Annotated in this window: 19 protein-coding genes; 7 read left to right on the forward strand and 12 right to left on the reverse strand. The window is 61.2% G+C overall.

Translation table 11 applies throughout. The features are described 5' to 3' along the window. Positions 1-7: 7 nt before the first annotated feature. Entirely contained in the window at positions 8-1,135 is a 1,128-nt protein-coding gene (locus tag JFT66_RS24555; RefSeq protein WP_198860347.1) for a muconate cycloisomerase family protein, read from the reverse strand. Between the two features lie 114 nt (positions 1,136-1,249). Here JFT66_RS24555 and JFT66_RS24560 point away from each other — a divergent pair, with 114 nt between their 5' ends. Beyond that, entirely contained in the window at positions 1,250-2,125 is an 876-nt protein-coding gene (locus JFT66_RS24560) for a LysR family transcriptional regulator (RefSeq protein WP_198860348.1), read from the forward strand. Between the two features lie 133 nt (positions 2,126-2,258). On the opposite strand, the gene JFT66_RS24565 is transcribed toward JFT66_RS24560, so the two are convergent. Then, positions 2,259-3,251 (reverse strand): AraC family transcriptional regulator, encoded by a 993-nt coding sequence (locus JFT66_RS24565; protein ID WP_198860349.1) that lies wholly within the window; start codon positions 3,249-3,251, stop codon positions 2,259-2,261. A gap of 311 nt (positions 3,252-3,562) precedes the next feature. Here JFT66_RS24565 and antA point away from each other — a divergent pair, with 311 nt between their 5' ends. The 4 genes from antA (at position 3,563) to JFT66_RS24585 (ending at position 7,946) form a co-directional block, all read left to right on the forward strand. After that, complete coding sequence (gene antA / locus JFT66_RS24570; RefSeq protein WP_198860350.1) at positions 3,563-4,954, forward strand: anthranilate 1,2-dioxygenase large subunit; 1,392 nt, start codon at positions 3,563-3,565, stop codon at positions 4,952-4,954. After that, positions 4,954-5,445, forward strand: coding sequence for an anthranilate 1,2-dioxygenase small subunit (gene antB, locus JFT66_RS24575; protein ID WP_153839180.1), 492 nt, complete (start codon positions 4,954-4,956; stop codon positions 5,443-5,445). The genes antA and antB overlap by 1 nt, the downstream gene beginning before the upstream one ends. A gap of 18 nt (positions 5,446-5,463) precedes the next feature. After that, the gene (antC, locus tag JFT66_RS24580) at positions 5,464-6,471 is read left to right on the forward strand and encodes an anthranilate 1,2-dioxygenase electron transfer component AntC (RefSeq protein ID WP_198860351.1); all 1,008 of its coding nucleotides are present in this window, start codon (positions 5,464-5,466) and stop codon (positions 6,469-6,471) included. Positions 6,472-6,542: 71 nt separating this feature from the next. Then, complete coding sequence (locus JFT66_RS24585; protein ID WP_034115979.1) at positions 6,543-7,946, forward strand: amino acid permease; 1,404 nt, start codon at positions 6,543-6,545, stop codon at positions 7,944-7,946. A gap of 147 nt (positions 7,947-8,093) precedes the next feature. Here JFT66_RS24585 and kynA read toward each other — a convergent pair whose 3' ends face one another. Together kynA and kynB are read right to left on the reverse strand one after the other, a co-directional pair. After that, the gene (gene kynA / locus JFT66_RS24590) at positions 8,094-8,966 is read right to left on the reverse strand and encodes a tryptophan 2,3-dioxygenase (RefSeq protein ID WP_153872384.1); all 873 of its coding nucleotides are present in this window, start codon (positions 8,964-8,966) and stop codon (positions 8,094-8,096) included. After that, complete coding sequence (gene kynB, locus JFT66_RS24595) at positions 8,963-9,613, reverse strand: arylformamidase (RefSeq protein ID WP_034115981.1); 651 nt, start codon at positions 9,611-9,613, stop codon at positions 8,963-8,965. The genes kynA and kynB overlap by 4 nt, the downstream gene beginning before the upstream one ends. Positions 9,614-9,853: 240 nt before the next feature. Between kynB and JFT66_RS24600 the strand changes: the two genes are divergently transcribed. After that, positions 9,854-10,198 (forward strand): cupin domain-containing protein, encoded by a 345-nt coding sequence (locus tag JFT66_RS24600; protein WP_198860352.1) that lies wholly within the window; start codon positions 9,854-9,856, stop codon positions 10,196-10,198. A gap of 48 nt (positions 10,199-10,246) precedes the next feature. Here the strand turns inward: JFT66_RS24600 and mmsB are convergent, their stop codons facing one another. Together mmsB and JFT66_RS24610 are read right to left on the reverse strand one after the other, a co-directional pair. Beyond that, complete coding sequence (gene mmsB, locus JFT66_RS24605) at positions 10,247-11,134, reverse strand: 3-hydroxyisobutyrate dehydrogenase (protein WP_034115983.1); 888 nt, start codon at positions 11,132-11,134, stop codon at positions 10,247-10,249. Between the two features lie 15 nt (positions 11,135-11,149). Continuing rightward, positions 11,150-12,667 carry a CoA-acylating methylmalonate-semialdehyde dehydrogenase gene (locus JFT66_RS24610; RefSeq protein WP_034115984.1) on the reverse strand — a complete coding sequence of 506 codons (1,518 nt, stop codon included), beginning with the start codon at positions 12,665-12,667 and terminating at the stop codon, positions 11,150-11,152. 129 nt (positions 12,668-12,796) lie between these two features. On the opposite strand from JFT66_RS24610, the gene JFT66_RS24615 reads away from it, so the two are divergent. Next, complete coding sequence (locus tag JFT66_RS24615; RefSeq protein WP_034115985.1) at positions 12,797-13,744, forward strand: LysR family transcriptional regulator; 948 nt, start codon at positions 12,797-12,799, stop codon at positions 13,742-13,744. A 154-nt stretch (positions 13,745-13,898) separates the two neighbouring features. On the opposite strand, the gene JFT66_RS24620 is transcribed toward JFT66_RS24615, so the two are convergent. The 6 genes from JFT66_RS24620 to recC all read right to left on the reverse strand — a co-directional run bounded on the left by JFT66_RS24620 (position 13,899) and on the right by recC (position 25,550). Continuing rightward, complete coding sequence (locus JFT66_RS24620) at positions 13,899-14,390, reverse strand: OmpA family protein (protein ID WP_198860353.1); 492 nt, start codon at positions 14,388-14,390, stop codon at positions 13,899-13,901. Positions 14,391-14,395: 5 nt separating this feature from the next. After that, complete coding sequence (locus tag JFT66_RS24625) at positions 14,396-15,658, reverse strand: diguanylate cyclase domain-containing protein (RefSeq protein ID WP_034115987.1); 1,263 nt, start codon at positions 15,656-15,658, stop codon at positions 14,396-14,398. Then, the gene (locus JFT66_RS24630; RefSeq protein WP_034115988.1) at positions 15,655-16,221 is read right to left on the reverse strand and encodes a YfiR family protein; all 567 of its coding nucleotides are present in this window, start codon (positions 16,219-16,221) and stop codon (positions 15,655-15,657) included. Before JFT66_RS24630 ends, JFT66_RS24625 begins: the two co-directional genes overlap by 4 nt. Before the next feature lie 142 nt (positions 16,222-16,363). After that, positions 16,364-18,433, reverse strand: a complete 2,070-nt coding sequence (gene recD / locus JFT66_RS24635; RefSeq protein WP_198860354.1) for an exodeoxyribonuclease V subunit alpha — start codon at positions 18,431-18,433, stop codon at positions 16,364-16,366. Next, positions 18,430-22,101 carry an exodeoxyribonuclease V subunit beta gene (recB, locus tag JFT66_RS24640; protein WP_153839186.1) on the reverse strand — a complete coding sequence of 1,224 codons (3,672 nt, stop codon included), beginning with the start codon at positions 22,099-22,101 and terminating at the stop codon, positions 18,430-18,432. The genes recD and recB overlap by 4 nt, the downstream gene beginning before the upstream one ends. Continuing rightward, a complete protein-coding gene (gene recC, locus JFT66_RS24645; protein WP_198860355.1) occupies positions 22,098-25,550 on the reverse strand; it encodes an exodeoxyribonuclease V subunit gamma in 3,453 nt (1,150 codons plus the stop codon). Before recC ends, recB begins: the two co-directional genes overlap by 4 nt. Between the last annotated feature and the right edge of the window lie 234 nt (positions 25,551-25,784).

The raw sequence follows: 25,784 nt of genomic DNA on the forward strand, positions 1-25,784 counted from the left end.
GTGCCTCTTAGCGTTTGTCACGATGGAAGAACGCCAGGCGCTCTTCATCGAGCGTCAGGCCCAGGCCCGGCGCAGTGGAAACATGCAGCTGGTAATCGCGATACACCGGTTGTTCGGTGAGAATATCTTCGGTGAGCAACAGCGGCCCGAACAGCTCGGTGTCCCACGCCAGTTTGTTCAGCGTGAGAAACGCATGGGCCGAGGCCAGGGTGCCGATGCCACCTTCAAGCATGGTGCCGCCGTATAGACCGATACCGGCCGCTTCGGCGATCGCTGCCGTGCGCAAGACCGCACGCGGGCCGCCGTTCTTGGCGATCTTTAGGGCGAACACCGTGGCCGCACCTTCGCGGGCCAAGTTGAAGGCGTCCTCGACACACTCGATTGACTCATCGGCCATGATCGGCACCGGGCTCGACAGGTTCAGCCGGGCCATGCCGCTACGGTTATTGCGTGAAATCGGTTGCTCAATCAAGTCGATGCCGTTATCACCCAGCACCTGGCATGCCCGCAGGGCCACGGCTTCATCCCAGGCCTGGTTGACGTCGACGCGCACGCTGGCGCGCTCGCCCAGGGCTTTCTTGATTGCGATCACATGGGCCAGGTCGCGGCTGACCTCACCGGCACCGATCTTCAATTTGAAGATGCGGTGACGGCGCAGGTCGAGCATCTTCTCGGCCTCGCTGATGTCCTGTTCGGTGTTGCCGCTGGCCAGGGTCCAGGCCACTGGCAGCGCATCGCGTACACGCCCGCCGAGCAGTTCGCTGACCGGCAGGCCCAGGCGTTTACCGAGGGCGTCAAGCAAAGCGCTTTCGATGCCGGACTTGGCAAAGGTGTTGCCGCGAATGCTGCGCTCCAGGCGCAACATGGCGGCGTTGATATTGCTCGCGTCCTGGCCGATCAACAGCGGCGCGAAATGGCGGTCGATGTTGATCTTGATGCTGTCGGGGCTTTCATTGCCGTAGCTCAGGCCACCGATGGTGGTGGCTTCACCAATGCCCTCGATGCCGTCAGCGCAACGCAGGCGGATGATCACCAGGGTCTGGTTTTGCAGGGTGTGCATCGCCAGCTTGTGTGGGCGAATGGTGGGGAGGTCGACGATGAGGGTTTCGATCGACTCGATGGCGCAAATCGGCATGGCAATACCCGTTGGGTTCTTTATAGGTTTTGGCCGATTCTGTGCCGTATCTTTGCGGGGTTCCAATATAGAATGGGTCTCAAGCAATACCCTCAAGGTATGAAAGGAGCCGTCATGGAACTGCGTCACCTGCGCTATTTCCAGGTGCTGGGCGAGACCCTCAACTTCACCCGCGCCGCCGAACGCCTGCACATCGCCCAGCCGCCCTTGAGCCGGCAGATCCAGCAACTGGAGGATGAGCTTGGGGTCACTCTGCTGGAACGTAGCCGGCCCTTGCGGCTGACCGAGGCTGGGCGGTTTTTCTATGAGCATGCCAATGTGCTGCTCGAGCAACTGGGCAAGGTCTGCGACAACACTCGGCGCATCGGCCTGGGCGAGAAGACCTGGTTGGGCATCGGCTTTGCGCCCTCGACCTTGTACGGCGTGCTGCCGGAATTGATCCGGCGGCTGCGCAACCATGAGGCCCTGGAGCTGGAGTTGGGTTTGTCGGAGATGACCACCCTGCAGCAGGTCGAAGCACTCAAGGCTGGGCGCATCGATGTGGGTTTCGGGCGGATTCGCATCGACGACCCGGCCATCGTCCAGCGGGTGCTGGTGGAGGATCGCCTGGTGGCCGTGCTGCCCAGCGGCCACCCGTTGCTGGGCGCACCCGCCACCCTCGCCCAGTTGGCCGCCGAGCCCTTTGTGCTCTACCCGGGCAACCCGCGCCCCAGTTATGCCGACCATGTGATCGCGCTGTTCGATGCCCACGGTTTGAGCGTGAAGGTAGCGCAGTGGACCAACGAGTTGCAGACCGCCATCGGCCTGGTGGGCGCGGGTATGGGCGTGACGTTGGTGCCGGCATCGGTGCAGGTGTTGCACCGGGCGGATATTGGCTATACGCCGATTGTGGAAACCACCGCGACCTCTCCGATCATTCTCAGCCGACGGGTGAATGATCAGTCGCCTGGGCTGAATCATTGTTTGCAGTTGGTTGAAGAACTGATCTGAAATCTCCCAGGCACTAAAACAACAGTGTGGGAGGAGGCTTGCTCCCGATGGCAGTGTGTCAGTCGATGCATACGTTGGCTGTTCCACCGCTTTCGGGAGCAAGCCCCCTCCCACAGTTGATCTCCCGTGTTTTTTAGAAAGTGCGCAGGCGCTTGCGCTGCAACGTCTGGCTGGGAGATTCATCGAACAGCTTGCGGTACTCAGCCGAAAACCTGCCCAAATGAGTAAACCCCCAACCCAGGGCGATTTCAGAGATGGTACGGACCGTGCCATGCTCAAGAATCTCCTGGCGCACAGCCCCCAACCGATGCTTCTTCAGATAAGCCATGGGCGACAGCGCGAAGTACTTGCGAAACGCATCGAACAGCTTGAACCGCGACACCCCTGCTGCCACTTCCAGGTCTTCCAGGTGCACCGCCTCACGCGCGTTGTCATGGATGTATTGCCGCGCACGGATCAGGTAATGCGGCAGTTTTACCCCCAGCACGTCACGCAGTTCTTCGGAGTAGTTATTCGGCTGGGCCAGGATCAGCCCCTTGATCAATGAGCTTTCCAGGTCGCGGGTAAACGCCGCCTGTTCGTACAACTCGCTGCTGCATTCCAGCTCGGCGATGAAATAACGCGCCATGCGCCACCACGCGGCCGGGGCGCCGTCCACCGCATCCATCACCGATTCAAAGCGCAGCGGCGCGTCGATGGGCCGTTGCAGCAAACCTTCCAGCGACTCGCTCATCGCCGCGCGAGTGATCACCACCTGCAACTTGCGGCAGTCTCCGGAAATCGCCAGCACCTGATGTTCATTGGGCGAAATGATTACGCCCTGGTCGCGGTTGGAACTGAGGCGTTCACCGTTCTTGCTCAGCTCCTGCTCGCCCACCAGCGGCAGGCTCAGGCTGTAGCTGCTGAAGTGCTCGGCGTCTTCGATGTCGATGGTCACGTCGGTGCCATATTCGATCACGCCCAAGGTGGTGGCGCGGGACTTGAACACATTGGCACTGTGGTGAAAACGCAGGCGCTCGGGCGTCGCCGTTGCCAGGCGATGGGGCCCACAGATGCCGGACATCCAGCTGCGGGCACCCTCCAGGTCGAAGCGTTGAATATGAATATCGCGTGTCTGGCTACTCATCAGGCTGCACCCACGGCGGTTAGGCGTTTGCGCGCTCTGGCGGCGCGTCGTTGAACATCGACAGCAAGTTCCAGGCCACGCCAGCGCGGTTGCCACTGGGTGGATAGCAAAGGCCGACTATGTGGATAAACCCCAGGCTGTTACGACCTTCACCTGCAATCACAGTAGCGCATGCCGTCACCTGCGCGCACCGGCGTGGGTATTTGCTGCCCAACTTTGCGGCTCAGCTTCCCCCATTAAGCGGATAGCCCAGCACCTCGTCGCAGCCTCTTAATGGTTCACCGTTTAGCCATGATCAAAAGGTGCCTCCCATGAGTGGTGCAAGAAGCGTCGAGCAGTGGAAAAGCTTTATCGAAAGCTGCCTGGATTTTCGCCCGACCGATGCGGTGTTTCGCATCGCCCGTGACATGTTCACCGAGCCCGAGTTGTTCGACCTGGAGATGGAACTGATCTTCGAGAAAAACTGGATCTACGCCTGCCACGAAAGCGAACTGGCGAACAACCACGACTTCGTGACGATGCGCGCCGGGCGCCAGCCGATGATCATCACCCGCGATGGCGAGGGCCAACTCAACGCGTTGATCAATGCCTGCCAACATCGCGGCACCACCCTCACCCGCGTGGGCAAGGGCAACCAGTCCACCTTCACCTGCCCGTTCCACGCCTGGTGCTACAAGAGCGACGGCCGGCTGGTGAAGGTCAAGGCACCGGGGGAATATCCAGAGGGTTTCGATAAAGCCACCCGCGGCCTGAAAAAGGCACGCATCGAAAGCTACAAGGGCTTCGTGTTTATCAGCCTGAACGTGCAGGGCACGGACAGCCTGGAAGACTTCCTCGGCGATGCCAAAGTGTTCTTCGACATGATGGTGGCGCAATCCGCCACTGGGGAGTTGGAGGTGCTGCCGGGCAAGTCGGCCTACACCTACGACGGCAACTGGAAACTGCAGAACGAAAACGGCCTGGACGGTTATCACGTCAGCACCGTGCACTACAACTACGTGGCCACGGTGCAGCATCGCCAGCAGGTGAATACCGAGAACGGCACGGGCGCAAGCACGACGCTGGACTACAGCAAGCTTGGCGCCGGTGACGCAAATACCGACGACGGCTGGTTCGCTTTCAACAATGGCCACAGCGTGCTGTTCAGCGACATGCCCAACCCCAGCGTGCGCTCCGGCTACGCCACCATCATGCCGCGCCTGGTGCAAGAGCACGGCCAGCAAAAGGCCGAGTGGATGATGCACCGCCTGCGCAACCTCAACATTTACCCCAGCCTGTTCTTCCTCGACCAGATCAGCTCACAGCTGCGCATCATCCGCCCGGTGGCCTGGAACAAGACCGAGATCATCAGCCAGTGCCTGGGCGTGAAGGGTGAGTCTGACGCGGATCGCGAAAACCGCATTCGTCAGTTCGAAGATTTCTTCAATGTTTCGGGCATGGGCACGCCGGACGACCTGGTGGAATTCCGCGAAGCCCAGCGCGGTTTCCAGGGGAGGCTTGAACGCTGGAGCGATATCTCACGAGGCAGCCACCGGTGGGAAACCGGCCCCACGCCCAACAGCGAGGCCATCGGTATCCAACCGGCAATGACCGGCACCGAATTCACCCACGAAGGCTTGTACGTCAACCAGCATCGCAACTGGCAGCAGTTCCTGCTCAAGGGCCTGGACCAGCAAGCGCTGACCCTGCGGGAGGTGAAGTAATGAATGCGCAATTGCAGTACCAGATCGAGCAGTTCTTCTACCGCAAGTCCCAATTGTGCGATGCCCAGGACTGGGACGCCTACGTGCAGTTGTTCGACCCGCAGAGTGAGTTCCACCTGCCGCAATGGGACTCGGAACACGTCTACACCCGCGACCCCAAGCGCGAGATGTCGTTGATCTACTACGCCAACCGTTCGGGCCTGGAAGACCGAGTGTTCCGCCTGCGCACCGGCAAGGCCGCCTCGGCGACGCCAATGCCGCGCACCTTGCACTTGATCAATAACGTACGCATTGCCGAGCAAGCCGACGGCACGCTGGAAGTGCGCTTGAACTGGCACACGCTGTTCTATCGCCTGGCGACCTCGGAGCAGTTTTACGGGCACGCGACCTATCGCCTCAAGCCCGAGGGCGACAGTTGGTTGATCACCCGCAAGCACGCGTTACTGCTCAACGACACGATCAACTCGGTGCTGGATTTCTATCACCTCTGAAGCACCGGAGCTTTCTAGATGAATCACAAAGTAGCCTTCAGTTTTGCCGATGGCAAAACCCTGTTCTTTCCGGTCGGCGCCAATGAAATCCTGTTGGATGCGGCCCTGCGCAACGGCATCAAGATCCCGCTGGATTGCCGCGAAGGCGTATGCGGTACCTGCCAGGGCCGCTGCGAATCGGGGGATTACACCCAGGACTATGTAGACGACGAGGCCCTCTCCAGCCTCGACCTGCAACAACGCAAGATGCTCAGTTGCCAGACTCGAGTGCAGTCCGACGCCACCTTCTACTTCGACTTCGATTCAAGCCTGTGCAATGCGCCCGGGCCGGTGCAGGTACGCGGAACGGTGAGCGACGTGCAGCAGGTGTCCACCAGTACGGCGATCGTGCAGGTGCAACTAGACCAGCCACTGGATTTCCTGCCCGGCCAGTACGCTCGCGTCTCGGTGCCCGGCACCGACAGTTGGCGCTCTTACTCCTTCGCCAATCGGCCGGGCAATCAATTGCAGTTCCTGGTGCGCCTGCTGCCTGATGGAGTGATGAGCAACTACCTGCGGGAACGCTGCCAGGTGGGTGATGAAATGCTGCTTGAGGCGCCATTGGGCGCGTTCTATCTGCGCCACGTCACCCAGCCGCTGGTGCTGGTGGCGGGCGGCACCGGGTTGTCGGCATTGCTGGGCATGCTCGATGAACTGGCAGCCAGCGGTTGCGTACAACCCGTGCACCTGTACTACGGCGTGCGCGTCGCCGAGGACTTGTGCGAAGCGGCGCGTATCCAGGCCTATGCCGCGAAAATCCCGGACTTTCGCTATACCGAAGTGCTCAGCGCACCCTCCGAGGACTGGCCCGGCAAACGTGGCTACCTCACCGAACATTTCGACCTGGCCGAATTGCGGGATAGATCGGCGGATATGTACGTGTGCGGCCCCCCTCCAATGGTCGAATCCATTCAACAATGGCTGGCGGATCAGGCACTTGATGGCGTTCAGCTGTATTACGAAAAGTTTACGCAGAGTAATATCTGACCCTCAGCACTTCTGAGGGGCCGATGCGGCGTGCACTCACCCTTGAGAAAAACAAGTAGAAGGGAATGTTAATGGCGGATGACATGGTTAACCCGGTGGGCCTCAAGCGTGGCCTGAAGAACCGGCACATTCAGCTGATCGCTTTGGGAGGGGCGATTGGTACAGGCTTGTTCCTCGGCTCGGCCGGGGTACTCAAGTCGGCGGGGCCGTCGATGATCCTGGGCTATGCGATTGCCGGGTTTATCGCGTTCCTGATCATGCGCCAGCTCGGCGAAATGATCGTCGAAGAGCCGGTAGCCGGCTCCTTCAGCCACTTCGCGCACAAATACTGGGGCGGTTACGCAGGCTTTTTGGCGGGCTGGAACTATTGGGTACTCTACGTCTTGGTGGGCATGGCCGAACTGACGGCCGTGGGCAAGTACATCCAGTTCTGGTGGCCAGAGATTCCGACCTGGGTCAGCGCGCTGGTGTTCTTTGTCGCGGTTAACCTGATCAACACCCTGAACGTGAAGTTCTTTGGTGAAGCCGAATTCTGGTTTGCGATCATCAAGGTGGTAGCGATTGTCGGCATGATCGTACTCGGCTGCTACCTGTTGTTCAGCGGCACTGGCGGCCCGCAAGCCTCGGTCAGCAACCTGTGGAGCCACGGCGGTTTCTTCCCGAATGGCGGCATGGGGCTGTTGATGTCCATGGCCTTCATCATGTTCTCGTTCGGTGGCCTGGAACTGGTCGGCATCACCGCTGCCGAGGCCAGCGAGCCACGCAAGGTGATCCCCAAGGCGATCAACCAGGTGGTGTACCGCATCCTGATTTTCTACGTCGGTGCGCTGACCGTGCTGTTGTCGCTGTACCCGTGGGATCAACTGCTGCAAACCCTCGGCGCCTCGGGCGATCCCTACAGCGGCAGCCCGTTTGTGCAGATCTTCTCGCTGATCGGCAACGACACCGCCGCCCACATCCTCAACTTCGTGGTGCTGACCGCGGCGCTGTCGGTATACAACAGCGGCGTGTACTGCAACAGCCGCATGCTGTTCGGCCTGGCCGAGCAGGGTGACGCACCCAAGGCGTTGATGAAGCTCAACAAGCAAGGCGTACCGCTGCGGGCGTTGGCGATTTCGGCGTTGGTGACGATGCTGTGCGTGGTGGTCAACTACGTCGCGCCGCAAAGTGCCCTGGAGTTGTTGTTTGCCCTGGTGGTTGCTTCGCTGATGATCAACTGGGCGCTGATCAGCATCACCCACATCAAGTTCCGCAAGGCCATGGGCGAGCAAGGCGTGACGCCGTCGTTCAAGACCTTCTGGTTCCCGTTCAGCAACTACCTGTGCCTGGCGTTCATGCTGATGATTATCAGCGTGATGCTCGCGATCCCGGGTATTCGCGAATCGGTGTATGCGATGCCGGTTTGGGTGGGGATTATTTACGTGGCCTATCGGCTGCGCGTAAGTAAGACGAAAGCGGTAGCCGCAGCGCAGTAATACCAATGTGGGAGGGGGCTTGCTCCCGATAGCAGTATGTCAGCCGGTATATCTGGTGACTGACACTCCGCTATCGGGAGCAAGCCCCCTCCCACATTTTTAACTGCATTCCAAATGAAAAGCCCCGGTGATCCGGGGCTTTTTTGTTTAGAGGGTGGAACGCACTCGCCAGAGTTCGGGAAACAACACGGTGTCGAGCATCTTGCGCAGGTAACCCACGCCTTCAGTACCACCGGTGCCAGGCTGGAAACCGATGATCCGCTCCACTGTCGTGACATGGCGGAAGCGCCATTGGCGGAATGAATCCTCCAGGTCGATAAACTTCTCGGCCAACTGATACAAATCCCAATACCGGCTAGGGTCGCGATACACCTCACGCCACGCCGCTTCAACAGATTCATCATGCACCGTGGCCGCCGTCGGGTCGCGTTCGGCGCGCTTGGGGTCAATCGCCAGCCCGGCCTTGATCATCAAGTTAATCGCCTCGTCATACAGCGACGGCGTGGCAATCGCCACCTGCAGTTGCTGCAACAATTGCGGGCGATGCGCATGGGGCCGCAGCAGCGCCGGGCTCTTGTTGCCAAGGATGAATTCGATCTCGCGGTACTGGAACGACTGGAACCCCGACGACTGCCCCAGGAACGGGCGAATCGCCTTGTACTCCGACGGTGTCATGGTCGCCAGCACCGCCCAGGCGTGCACCAGTTGATCAAAGATCCGCGACACTCGCGCCAGCATCTTGAACGCCGGCGGCAACTCGCCCAGGCGCACGTGTTCGCGGGCGGCCTTGAGTTCGTGGAGCATCAGCTTCATCCACAGCTCCGAAGTCTGGTGCTGGATGATGAAGAGCATTTCGTTATGATCCGGCGACAGCGGGTGCTGGGCGCTGAGAACCTTGCCCAGGTCCAGGTAGTCGCCGTAGCTCATGGACTCGGAAAAATTCAATTCGGCGTTATGCCATTCTTCCGGTGGCTGGGCGTCGGCAGGCTTATATTCTGGAGAGAAAGGACATTGGCTCATCGCGTAGGCTCCTTGAGCGGGCGCAGGATTGCGCGGACCGGGCTGGCATCGAGGTTGGCAAAGCGCAGCGGCAGCGCGATCAACTCATAGTCGCCCTCCGGTACCTCATCGAGCACGATGCCTTCGAGGATCGCCATGCCGTGACGGGCTACGGCGTTGTGCGAATCCATGGTCTTGGACTGTTGCGGGTCCAGGGACGGCGTGTCGATACCAATCAGGCGCACCCCCAGGCCGGCGAGCAGCTCGATGGTTTGCGGGGCGATGGCGGTGAAATTCGAATCCCACTCGGTGAGTGGCGCTTGTGGATAAGTGCGCAGCAGCACCCGCTCCGGCAGGTTATCCACACGCCCTTGCAACTGATGAGGCTGTACCAACGCGCCGCTGCCCAGGCAATGCAGTACCCGACAAGGCCCCATGTACACATCCAGCGACACCTCGCCAATCGGCGCGCCGTCGGCGCTGTAATGCAGCGGGGCATCCACATGGGCGCCGGTATGCGGTGACAAGGTCACGCGGCCCACATTCACCGGGCACTCAGGGCCGAACTGCCACACGCGCTCTTCCTGGAACGGCGTATCGCCCGGCCAGGTCGGGGTCGCCGTGCTCAAGGGCGGGCTGATATCCCACCACGTTTTTATTGGGTTCATTGCAAGGCTCTCACTGGGTACTGGGGTGAATGATACGAGGGCCAGCTCTGAATTTTCTTGCGAATTCTCGCGTGAGACGGGAATTCTTTCGCACGAACTGCGAGGAAACAGCGAATTGATGATGGGATATATCAAATAGACCCGGCTGCGCTTCTGGGCATCCCGATGTCGAGTACAGACCACCAAGCCTGCCTGGGACGCTATAGGGTTCGACTCTTCATCCCTTGCCTCGGAGTCATCATGTCCAAGCCCATCACCGTACTGCGCGACACTCACCCACTGCCGGTCCTGGATGCCTGCAAATGGGAAAAGCTCGAAGGCGACCCGCACACCGTTAACCTCAACGCCTACACCAGCGAAGACGGCAGCAAGATCATGGGCACCTGGATCTGCACACCGGGCAAGTGGTACGTGGAATATGTGAAGTGGGAATACTGCCATTTCCAGGAAGGCTACTGCGTGATCACGCCTGAAGGCATGCAGCCGATCCATCTACGCGCTGGGGATATCTTTGTGGTGGAGCCGGGGATGAAGGGGACGTGGGAAGTGGTTGAGACGGTGCGTAAGTATTTTGTGTTCGCCTGACCCGCAAAACCCGGGAGCCAGTCATTGGCTGGCTCCCGGAAAAATGCCCTACTCAGGCTTGCGATAGCTGTTGATGATCGCCGAGAAGTCCTTACCCCCTTCCCCACGCTGGCTCATTGATTGATACAACTGCTGGGCCACCGCACCGAGGATCACCGGCTGGTGTGCCTGGCGCGCCGCTTCAGTGGCAAGCCCCAAATCCTTGAGCATCAGGTCGGCGCCGAAACCACCGGTATAGCCGCGCGATGACGGTGCAGTTTCAATCACACCAGGCCACGGGTTGTAGGTATCGGAACTCCAGCAGCGCCCGGTGGAGCTGTTGATGATGCCGGCCAGCACTTGGGTGTCGATACCCAATGCGTCGCCCAGGGCCATGGCTTCACTGACGCCGACCATGCTGATACCCAGTAGCAGGTTGTTGCAGATCTTGGCTATTTGCCCGGTGCCAACCTCGCCGCAGTGCACGATATTGCGGCCCATCTGCGCCAGTACCGGTTGCAGGGTGGCGAACAGTTGCGGGTTGGCGCCGACCATAAAGGTCAGCGTCCCGGCTTGCGCGCCGCCGGTGCCACCGGAAACCGGTGCATCGGCCACTGCCACGCCCTGTTTTGCCGCCGCGGCCGCTACATCACGGATGGTCTGCGGGTCGATAGTGCTGCAATCCACCGCTGGCACACCTTGGCCGATGCCTGCGAGCACGCCATCTTCATTCAGCCAGACGCTGCGCACATGGGCGGCGGCCGGCAGCATGGTAATCACCAGTTCAGCGTCTTTCGCCGCATCACGGGGCGAACTGCTGATGGTGCCGCCGAGTTCGGCCAACTCTTTGAGTACCGTCTGGTTAAGGTCGAACAGGTTCAGCCGGTGGCCGGCCTTGATCAGGTTGCGGGCCATGGGTGCGCCCATGTTGCCCAGGCCGATAAATGCAATCTTCATGGTCGTCTCCCGGGATCAGCGCAGGTTGATGGTGGTGTTAACGCCATCGTTGACCGTGTCGTCGTCGAACCAGCGGCTGGTGACGGTTTTGGTCTGGGTGTAGAACTGCACCACTTGCTTGCCGTAGGGGCCGAGGTCGCCAAGCTTGGAGCCGCGCGAGCCGGTGAAGCTGAAGAACGGTACTGGCACCGGGATCGGGATGTTGATACCGACCTGGCCCACATCGATTTCGCTCTGGAACTTGCGCGCCGCCGCACCGCTCTGGGTGAACAGGCCAGTGCCGTTGCCGAACGGGTTGGCGTTGACCAAGGCGATGGCCTCATCAAGGGTCGCGACTTCAAGCACCACCAACACTGGTCCGAAGATTTCCTCGGTGTAGATGCGCATGTCAGTGGTCACGCCCGAGAACAGGGTCGGGCCGACAAAGTTACCGTGCTCGAAGCCCGGCACCTTGATGTCCCGGCCGTCCAGTTCGAGCTTGGCGCCTTCTTTCACGCCGCTTTCGATCAACTCCAGGATGCGTGCCTTGGCGCGCTTGGAGATCACCGGGCCGACGTCCGTGCCGGCTTCGCTGCCCGCGTTGACCTTGAGCTTCTGCGCCAGGGCCTTGAGGTCCGGCAGCCACTGCTTGGACGCGCCCACCAGCACCACCACCGACGTGGCCATGCAACGCTGGCCTGCCGCGCCAAAACCGGCGCCGACCAGCGCATTGAGGGTGTGTTCACGGTTGGCGTCTGGCAGCACCACCGCATGATTCTTGGCGCCCATCATCGATTGCACGCGCTTGCCGTGCTTGCCGGCGAGGTCGTAGACATGGGTGCCCACGGCAGTCGAACCGACGAAGGACACGGCCTTGATGTCTTTATGGGTACACAGTGCATCCACCACGTCCTTGCCGCCATGCACCACGTTGAGCACGCCAGCCGGCACACCGGCTTCCAGCGCCAGCTCCACCAGCAGCATGGTCGACAGCGGGTCCTGCTCGGACGGCTTGAGCACGAAGGTGTTACCGCAAGCGATGGCCATCGGGAACATCCACAGCGGAATCATCGCCGGGAAGTTGAACGGGGTAATGCCGGCGCACACGCCGATGGGTTGGCGCAGGGTGTAGGTGTCGACGCCGCCGGCAACGTTCTCGGCAAACTCGCCCATTTGCAGGGTGCCGATGGAGCAGGCGTGTTCGACCACTTCCAGGCCACGGAAAATATCGCCTTCAGCATCGGCAATGGTCTTGCCCTGCTCGGCGCTGAGGACTACGGCGATGCGCTTGGAATGTTCGCGGATCAAGGCTTGCAGCTTGAGCATGATGCGCATGCGCGCGCCGATCGGCGTCAGTTTCCAGGTCTGGAAGGCGCGATGGGCGGCGTCGATGGCAGCGTTGACTTCATCAGCAGTGGCGAACGGGACTTTGGCCAGCACTTGCTGGGTGGCCGGGTTGACGATGTCTTGCCATTCGGTGGTCTTGGACTCGACCCACTCGCCGTTGATCAGCAACTTGACCTGTTGCACGGAAATATCGGCAGATGCGTTCATGTGGTCTCCAATCTTGTAGTTATGCAGAGACAAGGCGCGTGAATCGCCTTGGTAATGAGGCGTTCGGACTGTTTTTGGAGTATAGATGTGCAAACTTCTAATAAGAACGCACATAAAAGCCGGTTCAATATGCAAAAAAACATCACCTCCCTGGGCTCCCTGAACTGGGATGACCTGAAGTTTTTCCTCGAAGTGGCCCGTACCCGCAAGGCCAGCGTGGCTGCCAAACGCCTGGCGGTGGACTACACCACTGTGTCGCGGCGCATCAGCTCACTGGAAGTGTCGCTCGGTACCCTGCTGTTCGAAAAATCCCGGACCAGCGGCTTTGTCCTCACCCCCGAGGGCCAGCGTCTGCTCGGTTACGCGGAGTCGATCGAAAGCACGTTGCACATGGCCTGCGAACAAGTCTCCGGCTCCGGCGTGGCGCTGTCCGGCCATGTGCGCATGGGCTGCACCGAAGGTTTCGGCAGCTTCTTTGTCACTCCGCAACTGAGCCATTTCGTCGACACCTACCCGGCGATCTCGGTAGACATCCTGCCCCTGCCCCACTTCATCAGCCTGTCCAAGCGCGAAGCCGACATCGTCATCGCCCTGGAACGCCCGGAACACGGGCCGTATGTGTGTTGCAAACTGTGCGACTACAAACTCCAGCTGTACGCCACTCAGGATTACCTCGACCAACACCCGCCGATCCGCAAACCCGCGGATTTGGCCGAGCATCCGTTTATCAGCTATGTGGATGACCTGGCGTTCAGCTCGGAGCTGCTGTACCTGGCCAACGTAGTGCCCGGCGCCAGCGCCAGCCTGCGCAGTACTAGCGTGATCGCGCAGTACGTGGCGGCACAGCAAGGGCGGTCGATGGCGATATTGCCGTGCTTTCTGGCGGCGCAGGATCCGCGCTTGTTGCCGGTGCTGGGGGAGCAGATTGCGGTTACGCGGCAGTTCTGGATGTATTGCCGGGAGGATCTGCGCAAGTTGAAGCGCATTACGTTGTTGTGGGATTACATCAGGGAGGTGACAGAGCAGAATCAGGGGTTGTTGATGGGCGAGACGCGGGAGATGCGGTTTGCGCAGTAAGACGCCTTGAACCACACTGATGGCAAATGTGGAAGGGGGCTTGCCCCCGATGGCGGCGTGTCAGTCACCAGTTGTATTGGCTGACACACTGCTATCGGGAGCAAGCCCCCTCCCACATTTTGAATGTATTTCAGATTGAGGCGGGTGAACTGCCTTAGTCCGCGATCACCACAATCGACACCCGGCGATTCTCGGTTCGGCCCGCCGTCGTCGTATTCGACGCCACCGGCTCGCTGCTGCCCAGGCCGCGCAGTTGGATGTTCTCTTCTTTCATACCCACGCGGGTCAGCACCTTGCCCACGCTTTTGGCGCGGCGCAGGGACAGCGCCACGTTGTAGGGTTCTTTGCCCGAGGCGTCGGTGTGGCCGTCGACGCGCACGCGCTCGATGCCTGCGCCTACCAGGGCCTTGCCGATGCGTTCGACGATGGCGGTGCTGGGTTTGTTGAGGGTTTCGACGTCGCTGCCAAACAGCACTTTGCCGGACAGGCCGAAGGCCCAGCCTTCATCGGTCAGCTCGAAACCTTGTTGTTTGAGCACGGCAACTTGCGCCGGGGTCAGCCCCTTGGGCGGTGGCGTCTGACAGCCGCTGAGGGCCAGGAAGGCAACGAGTAACGAAATAAACAAAACGCGTGTGTTAGCGAACAAGGGAATCAACTCCTGTGTTGAACGTTGACGACGGGGTGCTCCGACTCCGCCGTTTGCTGGCCGCCCGAGGACTGTCGTTTGGCCTGGTACATCGCCGTATCGGCGGCGTTGAGCAAGGTGCCGGGAGTGGCGCCATGATCGGGATAAATGGCGATGCCGATACTGAGGGAGGTCAACACCTCGGTGCCTCCGGGCAGTGGGATCGGCACGTCCATGCTTGAAATAATTTTGTCGGCGATGCGCTGGGCGTCTTCGGCCTTGTGCAGCGGCGCGAGCAATACCGCAAATTCATCGCCGCCCAGGCGCGCCACCAAGTCATTCTCACGCAGTTGCGCACGCACGCGGTCGGCAACGGCCACCAGCACGGCGTCGCCGGCGGCGTGGCCGAAGCTGTCGTTGATATCTTTGAAGCGGTCGCTGTCGAGAAACAGCACCGCCACTCGCTCGTTAACCTTGGCAGCACTGCGCAAGGCGCGGATCAAGCGGCCTTCGAAGAACGCGCGGTTGGGCAGACCGGTGAGGCTGTCGTGGCTGGCCTGGTGAGCCAGGGTTTCGTTCTCGCTTTGCAGGTGACTCTGCCAGGCTTCCATCTCGCCCAGCAGGGCGTTGAAGTCGCTGCCCAGGCTGTCGAGTTCGGCGATCTGCGCCGAGGGTACGCGGCGGTCGAAGTCGCGCTCGCTGCGGGCGGCGTGGGCCACGGCGGCCAAACGTTGCAATGGCACGGTGATGCCATTGAGCAGCCGTCGCGACAGGTGCAAGGCCACCCAGGCGCTGAGGGCGGTGCAGATCAGAATCCCGACCAGGCCGCTGAGCAAGAAGCGCAACAGGCTGCCACCATGGCCAACCAGGTGCAGGCTGCCCACGGTTTGCCCCTGGCGCAGGATCGGCTGGCTGATGGGCTGTTCAAGCAGGGCATGCGCTATTTGCAGCTCGACCCGTGACAACATGCCAGTTTCCGGGCGCACCCAGCGCGCCAGAAGCTTGCCGTTGATATCGAAGACTTCCGCCTGGGCCACTTCCTCCGTGGAGGCAATCAGGCTCAGGGCCTCGGTGGCCGCCGCGCTGTCGTTGAAGACCACCGCCGCTTCCACGGTGTAGTTGATGGAACGGGCGATCAGGTGCAGGTTGTGCTCGGCGTACACCCGCAGGGCGAGTACACCGAGCAGGGTCAGGGAGACACTGGCCAGGGTTACCGCCACCAGGGCCAGGATCATATGCCCACGGGCAATGACCGAACGCAGGGTCGGCCGCACTTTATTACGACTCATGACCCAGGCGCTCGACGGCGGGATAACTGCAACACGCTGGGATGGATGCGCACGCCGCTGCGGGCGACGGAATCCAGGTTGACCTCGAACGATACCTGCTCATCGCCCACCCGCAGGCAGAACAGGCTGCCCACCGTGCATTGGTCGCCCCCTTCGCTGATGCTGAGCACTGGGTGGCCAATCAGCGAGGTGAACAAGCGGTTGCGCTCGTCGGCAGTGAGTTTGCCGATGTAGACGGCGTCACAGGCGCTGACAATATCGGGATTATCGACCAGCAGGCGGCGCACCAGCACCGGACGGCCGGTGGCTTGTGTGGTGCCTTTGACCAAGTCATCGGTGTACTGGGTCGGCCCGACAATGCACAGCCGCAACTGCGCAGGTTCCACCGGCCACCGGGCATAGCTGAGGATACCGAGAACCACTTGGGTGACCGACTGGGCGCGATGATCAGCCGGGCTGGGCGTCTGCGCCCATACGTGGGGCGCGAGCAGGCACAGAACCGCCACCAGTAACATGCGTCTCCAGCTCAAACTGCGCTCTGTGGGCGAGACAGCCACGTTCATGCAGCAATTCTCTCCGGTGTTTTCCAAGGTGATGCCGCAACGATAGCACAGCGGCGAAAATTCCCACGAAACACAGCTTGCGCGGGGCGCACTATTTTTTCAGAAAAATCAGACATCTGAATCAGAAATATCGCATGACCAATTAGTCAGTTTTTTCAGGCATAGCGTCCAGCTCCAGCATGAGTCCGCTCAAGCGTTTAACCTTGCGCCGCACCGCTTCCTCAAACACGCCTCCCCGCGGCTCGATCAGGCTGAACCAACGCTTGGCGCGGGTGATGCCGGTGTAGATCAGCTCTTTGGTCAGCACCGGGTTCAGGGCATCCGGCAGGATCAGTGCGGTGTGGGTGAACTCCGAACCCTGGGATTTGTGCACGGTCATTGCGTACACGGTTTCCACGTCATTGAGCCGGCTGGGCAACACGAAGCGCACGCCACCCTGGCCATCGTTTCGCGGGAAAGCCACGCGCAGCACTGGGGGGCCACCGTCGCTTTCGGGCAATTTCAGCGCGATGCCGATATCGCCGTTCATCAGGCCAAGGCCGTAGTCGTTGCGGGTCATCAGCACCGGACGGCCTTCGTACCACTGTTCGTCGCCTTCGATCAGACGCACTTTGCGCAGGGCCGCAGTGATGCGCAGGTTCAGCCCCTCGACGCCCCAAGGGCCTTTACGCACGGCGCAAAGCAGTTGGAACGCGTCGAAGGCTTGCAGCAATTGTTGCGCCCAATGGGTCCAGGCGTGATCGTCACGCGGTGTATCGAGAGGTGGGCGTGCCGATTGCAGCAGGTTCAGATAGTAGCGATAGCCTTGGGCACCCTCGCCCTGCCCGTCCAGTACCAGGCGCTCAAGGGCGTGATCCTGTTCGCCCTTGAGGCTGACGCAGAACAGGTCGTCGTGACGACGTGCGGCTAACAGCTGGCGGGCCTCTTCGGCGTTTTGCTGGTTGACCCAGCGCGCCAGTTGGCCGATGCCGCTGCCTTCCCCGAAGCGTCGCGAATAGCGCAGCATCACCACTTGCTGGGCCAGGGGATGGCTACCGTCGAGATCTTCTTGCAGGCCGCTGGCACTGAGGTCTTCGCCGCTGACCGCTTGCAGCCATTGGCGCGTGTGCGGGCTGTACCAGCCGGCTTCGGCATCGCGGCACAAATCGCCGAGCACGGCCCCCGCTTCCACCGACGCCAGTTGGTCCTTGTCGCCCAGCAGTACCAAGCGGGCATGGGGCGGCAAGGCGTCGAGCAGGTTGGCCATCATTTCCAGGTCGATCATCGAGGCTTCGTCTACTACCAGCACATCCAACGGCAATGGGTTACCCAGGTGATGACGGAAGTGCCGAGTTCCCGGGCGGCTGCCCAACAGGCGGTGGACAGTAGTGACCTGGGTCGGGATTTTTTCCCGCACATTGTCGGGCACTGTCAGCGACAGCACTTGCTGACTGATGGATTCGGTCAGGCGCGCCGCGGCTTTACCGGTCGGCGCGGCCAGGCGGATGCGCAACGGGCTGCCGGCCTCCACGGCGGGCGCCTGCAAAAGTGCGAGCAGGCGTACCACCGTGGTGGTTTTGCCGGTGCCGGGGCCGCCGGTGACAATACTGAATGCGCCACGGGTCGCCAGCGCGCAGGCAAGTTTTTGCCAGTCAATCACGCCATCGGGCGCCGGTTGATCGAACAGGCGATTGAGGCGCTGCGGCAAATCGGCGGCGGCCCTTTCCACGGTCGCCAGGCGCAAACGCAGGGCACTGTCGATACGTCGCTCGTAGGCCCAGTAGCGGCGCAGGTACAGACGTTTGCCAGACAACACCAACGGCCGGCTCTGGGCCGCATCGCTGCTATCGACCTCCAGCGCGACCAGTTGGCTGCTAGCCAGGGCATGACACCAATGGGCGCCGTCCAGACCGTGCAGCAACTGCGACGGCAGCAGCATGGCCCCGGTGTGCAGGTCGCCTTCGGGCGGCAGTGACAGGGCGAAATCCGGCGCATTGAGGGTTTCGAACAGGTCCAGGCAGACATGACCATGGCCCAACTGGTGGCTGGTCAAAGCTGCCGCCAACAGCACCAAGGGATCAGCCTGGGGATCAAGCTCGTACAGGAAGCCGACGAACGCTTTGTCCAAGGCACGCAACCAACCACGCTCGACCCAACGCTCCAGCAGTTGCAACAGGTCCGCGGCGCGGTTGAGGGGCAATAGCTCCTCCAGCGGTAACGGCGACAGGCTCATAGCAGCACTCCTTGTTCCCAGGCGGGCTCAACCTTGGGCGGAATGGGCTTGCCCTGGAACAACAGGTCCAGCCCCTCGATCAGCTCACGGGGCGGCCGGGTGAAATACGCACCCTGGCTCACCGACTGGGTACCGCGCAGAAACAGGTACAGGGCGCCGCCGACGTGCTGGTCGTAGTCGTAATTTGGCAAGCGCGCCTTGAGCTGGCGGTGCAGGGCCAGCAGGTAAAGTACGTATTGCAGGTCGTACCGATGCTCAAGGATCGAATGCTCCATGGCATCAAAGGTATAGGCCGAATCGTCAGGGCCGAGCCAGTTGGATTTGTAATCCGCCACGTAGTAGCGGCCATCGTGCTCGAACGTCAGGTCGATAAAACCCTTGAACATACCGTTGAGCAGCACCGGTTCGGCGGCCACACGCGAGACACCGCCGTGGGTGTGTTGGCACACCAGTTTGTCGAGGGCAAGCACATCGACTTTGTGACTGGCGAACCAGAACTCCATTTCGATCTGGTACTGCTGCAGGCCGCTGAGGGTGACGTGCTCGTTGTACAGGGGTAACGGCGCTTGCAGCAGATGACCCAGCCAGCCGCTGAGGGTGACGATCCAGCCTTCCCAGTTGCGTCGGTTACAGCGTGCGCCCACGGCTTTTTCGATGGCCTCAGGCGTCACGTTGAAACCCTCTTCACCGGCCCACTCCAATAACCCGTGAAGGAAGGTGCCTGGATTAGGGCCGCGTGGGAAACGGTGAATATCACCGCCGGATGCCACCACTTCCCGTGGTGCATCAGGGTCGAGGCGTTCGTCGTCGAACAGCTTCTGAGCCTGTGGGCTTTCTGGCGCTTCGAGGTTGGCGGCGCTCATGCTGTCGCCAATGCGCAAGGCGCTGTAGGACGCGATCCACCAGTTTTCCGCAGCCTTGCGTTTAGGCAGCAACGGCGCGAGCAAGGTTGCTTCATTGCGCGGCGGGTGGAACACGATGTCTTGCGCATCCGGCACAAGGGCATAACTGATCGCCGGGCAGCCTTCCTGCAAGTCCAGCAACCAGCGCGCCAGACCGGCGGACTCGCCCAGCGACGCGCCGGCACCGAGCAAATAGCCCAAGGCCGACAGGTGCAAGACCGAGCTGCTGTTATTGCCACGCTTGAGGTCGGCGATGCCCAGCCAGCACGCGTGTTTGGCGCGGGTCAACGCCACGTAGAACAAGCGCAGGTCTTCGGCCAGGCGCTCGTCGTCGGCTTGGGCAATCAGCTCGGCTGTCGGCCGCAGGCTCACTTGGGATCGGCCCTGTTCATCGTGGTAATGCAGCGGCAAGCGACTGCCATCCACGGGTTTGGCCGAACAGATAAAGGGCAGAAACACCAAGTCGTATTCCAGGCCCTTGGATTTGTGGATGGTCACCACTTTGACCAGTTGCTCATCGCTTTCCAGGCGCAGGATCTGTTCTTCACCGGCCTGACCCGACAGCGCCAGGTGTTCGGCCAGATGACGAATCAACGCCTGCTCACCATCCAGTTCCGAGGCGGCCTGTTGCAACAGTTCACTGAGGTGCAACAGGTTGGTCAGCACACGCTCGCCATCGCTGCGGGCGATAAGGGTTTGCGGCAGCTTGAAGTCATGAAGCAGGCGACGCAGCATCGGCAGCACGCCTTGGGTACGCCAGATGGAACGGTAGCCGCGGAACTGCATGACGCGGGATTCCCACGCCAGTTCGTCCTGGTTCAGACGCTCCAGTTCCGCCAGCGACAGGTTCAAGGTGACGCAGGCCAACGCGGCGCGCAGCGGGCGCTCGACATCCGGCTCGGCGCACGCCTTGAGCCAGGCCAACAGGTCGTGGGCTTCCTGGGCGGCGAACACTGAGTCTTTATCCGACAGGTACACACTGCGCACGCCACGGCTGGCCAGCTCAGCCCGCACGGCCTGGGCTTCCTTGCCGTCGCGCACGAGGATGGCGATGTCTGACGGCAGCACACCCTTGAAGCTGTGATCGTTTACAAAGCCTGCGGTGCCTTGCTGCCCACCATTGAGCAACGCGACGATCTGCGTGGCGCAGGCGGCAGCCAAGTGCTGACGATAAACCGCATTGGAAATCGGCTGGTCGGTGGGCAGGTGCCAAAGGTTCATGGCTGCAAGCGCTTGGCCGTCGACCTGCAGATGCTCTCTGCGGCCCTGGGACAGTACCGGGTGGAACGGTACCGGGTTCTCGCCATCGGGCTCGCGAAACAGGAACGCACCACGGCCGGTTTCCGCACGCTGGAATACGTGGTTCACCGCCTCGACCATCGCATGGCTGGAACGGAAGTTGGTGCCCAGGGTGTGATGACGACCGGTGGTGGACTGCCGGGCACGCAGGTAGGTGTAGATGTCGGCGCCGCGAAAGGCGTAGATCGCCTGCTTAGGGTCGCCGATCAGGAACAAGCCACTGTCAAGGTGGTTTTCCTCGATGCGGTAGATGCTGTCAAAGATGCTGTATTGCACCGGATCGGTGTCTTGGAATTCATCAATCAGCGCCACCGGGAACTGCTCGCGGATCACGCTGGCCAGGCGCTCGCCACCGTCGGCTTGGAGGGCGGCGTTGAGGCGGATCAGCATGTCGTCGAAGCCCATCTCTGCGCGGCGACGTTTCTCTTCTTCGAAGCGTTTACCTACCCAGCCGGCAGCGTGTTGCAACACCGCCGCGTCTGGCGTTGGCAAAGCGTCGAGGCTGGCCTTGAGGCCGGCCATGGCGTCGATCCCGGGGTGCTGCGGCGGTTCGCCCTTCCAGGCTTCGGCCATGCCGTCGGGCGTGAGGCGCGTGAAGCCGGTGCCGATGTCCAGTTGTTCCAGGGTTTCATCCGCCGCCCAGGCGCTGATCTTTTCGAACCAGGGTTCGAAATAGCGCGCTTGCATCTTGCGCCCATCGACAGCTTTGGCCGCGACGGCTTGCAGGCAGATATCCCGCAGCTCGACGGCCCATTGTTGCCAAGGCGCCTTCAGGTTTACCAGCGCGGCACGGCGTTCTTGCAGGCAGGCGTTGATCAGTTCGGCCGGCTCGCGGCTTTCGTCGGTTGGCCGCTCGCTGCCGAACAGCGCACGCACTCGCGGCATCAGTGCAGCGGGGCCGCCCCAATGGCTGCGCACCCAGTTGAGCGCGTCGTCGTGCATCGGGTAGCAGAACAGCCGCCAGTAGTCGCGCAGCACTTCGCCCAGCAGGTCGCTGTGGTCGGTTTCCAGGGTCTGGGTAAACAGGCTGCCGCTGTCGAACGCGTGTTCGCGCAGCATGCGCTGGCACCAACTGTGAATCGTCGAGACAGCGGCTTCATCCATCCATTGCGCGGCGATGTCCAGGCGGTTGGCGCAGGCGGGCCATTGTTCAGGGGCGTATTGATCGCGCAAGTCGGCGATCAACGCATCGGGCTGCTCGATTTCGTCGCGGAAGAAACGCGCGGCTTCGGCCAGGCGGATGCGGATGCGTTCACGCAGCTCTTTGGTAGCGGCGTCGGTGAACGTCACAACGAGGATTTGCGGCGGTAGCAGTTCGCGGCCGAAGCCGGACTCATCACCACCGTGGCCGAGCACCAGGCGCAGGTACAAGGCAGATATGGTGAAGGTCTTGCCAGTGCCGGCACTGGCCTCAATCAACTGGCTGCCTTTAAGCGGGAACGCCAGGGCCAAAGGTTTGCCAATCATGCGCCGGCCTCCGCGTTGGAGAGTGATCGCCATGGGGCGTTGATCAGGGGGCGATACAGGGTTTCGCACCAGCCTTCGAATTCTTCACTGGCAACCAACGCGGCGTAGTCGGGAAATTGCCGCGTGAGTGCGGGCGTTTCACGGCGCTCGCCGTCGGTGGTTATGCCATCGCCTTCGTAGGCTTTGCTGGCTGCGGCCTGGGCCTTGGCGGGATCGGTCTGACCGAGCCAGGCGAAGGCGGTTTTCACCGCGACAGGCAGCGGTGTGCTCATGCCGGTGTGCCAGGCCAGCAGCAGGTGGCCAAGGATTTCCTGCGCAGTGGGCTTATTCAGCGGGGCCAGCAGCAAGGTGTCGTCACTCGCGACCAGGCCGGTGCTCAATGGCAGGCCGCAGGCGCAGGCCACCACATGATTGACCCAAGGGCGGATCAGGCGATGCCACTTGCGGGTCTTGATCGAGCCAATGCTGTTGGGGATGGTAGTGACACTTAACAAGCCGCCGTCACTGCGTCGATGCAGGCCGCTGATCCAGCCTTCGAGCTGGATGCCCTGATACTCGAAACTGATCGGTTCAGCACCGGTGTGTGGGGTTGGCCAAAGCGCCAGAAGGTGTTGATAACGTTGCACCAAATCAGGCAATGGCTCGATCAGCTCGTTACGCAGGCACTCACCGAAGCCAACCATCGGCAGCAGGCCGCTGCCTTGCAGGCGCAGGGCCTGGGCATTTAGGGCCTGATCGAGGTGATCGGGTTGGGTCAGCGCGGCGCTCAACAGGCTGTCGCTGAGGCTGTAGCGTTGCAGCGCGTCCAGGACGAAAGGCTCTTCGTCGGCCAGCGGCACTTCGGCGGCTTCGAAGAACACTTTCAGACGCTGACTGAAGAAATGTTTAACCGGGTTGCGCAGGAAGTCCTGTAACTGGCCGAGGCTCAAGGGCTCTTCCTGCTGGTGTTGCGCCAACGCATTCTCTGGGCTTATGGCGACCAACGTTTCATGCAGCAGTTGCCATTCGCGGGCATAGCTGAACAACGGATCGCCTGCGTGGAAGTAGCGGGCGCTGAAGGGCTGGAGCGGATGCTCCTGGGTCATTGCGTCGATAAGCGCTTCATCGTTTTTGACGTGCTGCCAGCCGCTGGCGAGGTGATCGCGCAATTGACCGATCAACACAGAGGCCGGGCGATCGCTGTTGTCGCGGATGCTGCGGCCTACCCAACTGATATAGAGCTGGTCGCGGGCCGACAGTAGCGCTTCGAGCAACAAGTAGCGGTCGTCTTCACGGCGTGAACGGTCGCCGGGGCGGTAGTCGCTGCCCATCAGGTCGAAGTCCAGGGGCGGCTGGGCACGCGGGTAGTCGCCGTCGTTCATGCCCAGCAGGCAGACCAGCTTGAATGGGATCGCCCGCATGGGCATCAGGGTGCAAAAATTGACAGCTCCAGCGAGAAAGCGCTGGGACAGGCGCCCTTGATCCAACCCGGCCAGCCATGCCTCACGGACCACGGTAAGTGGTAACTCATCCTGCAATCCAACAGCCTCGCAGGTTTCCAGCCACGTCTCTCTTAATTGTTCGAGCTGGCCTAAGAGATAGTCATCGTGCTCACTGCTGGGCAGGAAAAACAGCTGCATCAGGCGTTGCAGTCGCTCGCCCCACACCTGGGGAGAGGCTGGTTGTGAGAGCGCCTGATGGGCGTCGTTCAAGGCATCGAGCAAGGCTACTAGTGGGCCGATCAGGGCCGCATCGAGGCCGCCGATTTCGTCGTAGGGCTCAATCCCGGCGCAGGCCGTGCCAGTGCCGACGGCATAGCCCAGCAACATACGGCGCAGGCCGAATCGCCAGCTGTTTTGCTCCAGCGCTTGAGGTAGACCTAACCCGGCTCGTTGCTCGGCGTTCAGCCCCCAGCGGATGCCCGCGCCTTCGATCCAGCGATGTAAGGTGGGCAGGTCGCGCTCTTTGATAGCGAAACGTTCGCGCAGGGCGGGAACGTCGAGCAGGTCGAGGATTTCGCTGACGGGGAAGCGGCTGTCGGGGAGTTTCAGCAGGTGTTCGACGGCGATCAGCAGAGGGTCGCGGCCGCGTTGGCCTTGGTCGGTGAGGGTGAAAGGGATAAAGCGTGGGTCGTTGCGCTCAAGCTGGCCGAACACCGCGCGGATGTGCGGCGCGTAGCTGTCGACGTCGGGGACCATGACGATGATGTCCCGGGGGCGCAATGCTGGGTCGGAACTGAAGCCTTGGAGCAGTTGGTCGTGAAGGATTTCCACTTCGCGCTGGGCGCTGTGGGCGATGTGGAAACGGATCGAAGCATCGAGCTCCAGGTCGACAGCGGGCCATAGCTCACGGGTTTCACTCAGTGGGCGCAGTTCGAGGATATCGTCCTGGAGCTGGTTGAGCAGCGTGGTGGGTTGGCTGTCGCTGAACAGGTCAATGCGGCCATCGCGGAATGCGGCGCGGTAGCTGTTGGGGTCATCGTAACTGTCCAACAGGCTGATGTAATCGCGGCCCTGCTTGCCCCAGGCGGCGAGCAGCGGATGGGCGTGCTGATGCAAGGTTTGTGGGTCGATGGTGACCGGCATACCCGCTTTGCGCGCCTGGCGTTTGTATTCGTTACGCAGCAAGTCCTTGTCGGCGACGATGTCGGACCAGTGGTGGCGGCAAGGGTTATGTACGCAGAGTAGCACTTGGCTGAAACGGGCCAGGCCCGCCAGGGCTTCCAACGCTTGTGCCGGGAGCGATGAAATGCCGAAGACAATCACCCGGGAAGGTAAGCCTGGAGGTGCTTGCTCAAGAGTGTTGATGCGTTCGATAAAGCGCTGGTGAACGCCGGCTCGACTTTGTGCCATGCCCTCTGCTCCCACATCCAGCAGCAGCGCACGCCATAACTCGGCTTGCCAGCAGTTGGCAGGGTTGAGGGGTTTGGATTCGCCTCGACCATTGCGCAGTTGGTGTCGGCCTGCTGCCCAATCCTCCAGCCAGTCAGCGCGGTAAACCTGGTATTGGTCGAACAAGTCAGCCAGGCGCTCGGCGAGTTGGTAGCGTTTGCGCAGGTCGGTGTCTTGGGTCAGGAAGCGTTGTAAAGGTTCGAAGTGCGGCTGGTCAATCAGCTCGGGTAACAGTCGCATGAGACGCCAGGTCAGCGGAGCTTTATCGAGCAGGGACTTCGGCGGGATTTCGTCACGACCCAAAACCATGCGGTAGAGCTGCCACATGAAGCTGCCAGGCAGTTGCACGTCGATTGCAGCAGCAATGCCGCAACCGCCCATATCGTCTTCTTCCGGATCTTCGGCCAAGGCCAGCTTGAGCCATTGAGCAATGCCGTTGCTTTGTACCAGGGCGATTTCGTTTTCCAAAGGCGCCAGTGGGTAGCGGCGCATCCAACTGACCACCAGGCTTCGCAGTTCATCCAGGCGGTTGCCGTGAACCACCATGAATCCAGCGCTGAGGGACATTGCGTCCGGCATAACGGCTTCCTTGGGAAAAGCAAAATCGAGTGGTGGACTTTAGCACTGTGGTGCACGGCCCGGACACATGACTGACAGGTGTGCGCAGACATGGTGGACACTTTTCGAGCGCCCAAAACAAAACCCCAACTGCTTTCGCAATTGGGGTTTCGGAATTTAATCTTGACGATGACCTACTCTCACATGGGGAAACCCCACACTACCATCGGCGATGCATCGTTTCACTACTGAGTT

It is taken from the genome of Pseudomonas sp. MF6755, assembly GCF_016405635.1.
Classification (GTDB): domain Bacteria; phylum Pseudomonadota; class Gammaproteobacteria; order Pseudomonadales; family Pseudomonadaceae; genus Aquipseudomonas; species Aquipseudomonas haemolytica.

Coding starts and splice junctions, on each gene's coding strand:
- antC (WP_198860351.1), top strand. CDS start 5,464: ATGAATCACAAAGTAGCCTTCAGTTTTGCCGATGGCAAAACCCTGTTC.
- recD (WP_198860354.1), bottom strand. CDS start 18,433: ATGAGCCTGTCGCCGTTACCGCTGGAGGAGCTATTGCCCCTCAACCGC.
- kynA (WP_153872384.1), bottom strand. CDS start 8,966: ATGAGCCAATGTCCTTTCTCTCCAGAATATAAGCCTGCCGACGCCCAG.
- JFT66_RS24630 (WP_034115988.1), bottom strand. CDS start 16,221: ATGAACGTGGCTGTCTCGCCCACAGAGCGCAGTTTGAGCTGGAGACGC.
- kynB (WP_034115981.1), bottom strand. CDS start 9,613: ATGAACCCAATAAAAACGTGGTGGGATATCAGCCCGCCCTTGAGCACG.
- JFT66_RS24600 (WP_198860352.1), top strand. CDS start 9,854: ATGTCCAAGCCCATCACCGTACTGCGCGACACTCACCCACTGCCGGTC.
- mmsB (WP_034115983.1), bottom strand. CDS start 11,134: ATGAAGATTGCATTTATCGGCCTGGGCAACATGGGCGCACCCATGGCC.
- JFT66_RS24585 (WP_034115979.1), top strand. CDS start 6,543: ATGGCGGATGACATGGTTAACCCGGTGGGCCTCAAGCGTGGCCTGAAG.
- JFT66_RS24565 (WP_198860349.1), bottom strand. CDS start 3,251: ATGAGTAGCCAGACACGCGATATTCATATTCAACGCTTCGACCTGGAG.
- JFT66_RS24625 (WP_034115987.1), bottom strand. CDS start 15,658: ATGAGTCGTAATAAAGTGCGGCCGACCCTGCGTTCGGTCATTGCCCGT.
- JFT66_RS24610 (WP_034115984.1), bottom strand. CDS start 12,667: ATGAACGCATCTGCCGATATTTCCGTGCAACAGGTCAAGTTGCTGATC.
- JFT66_RS24560 (WP_198860348.1), top strand. CDS start 1,250: ATGGAACTGCGTCACCTGCGCTATTTCCAGGTGCTGGGCGAGACCCTC.
- JFT66_RS24555 (WP_198860347.1), bottom strand. CDS start 1,135: ATGCCGATTTGCGCCATCGAGTCGATCGAAACCCTCATCGTCGACCTC.
- recC (WP_198860355.1), bottom strand. CDS start 25,550: ATGCCGGACGCAATGTCCCTCAGCGCTGGATTCATGGTGGTTCACGGC.
- JFT66_RS24615 (WP_034115985.1), top strand. CDS start 12,797: ATGCAAAAAAACATCACCTCCCTGGGCTCCCTGAACTGGGATGACCTG.
- antB (WP_153839180.1), top strand. CDS start 4,954: ATGAATGCGCAATTGCAGTACCAGATCGAGCAGTTCTTCTACCGCAAG.
- antA (WP_198860350.1), top strand. CDS start 3,563: ATGAGTGGTGCAAGAAGCGTCGAGCAGTGGAAAAGCTTTATCGAAAGC.
- recB (WP_153839186.1), bottom strand. CDS start 22,101: ATGATTGGCAAACCTTTGGCCCTGGCGTTCCCGCTTAAAGGCAGCCAG.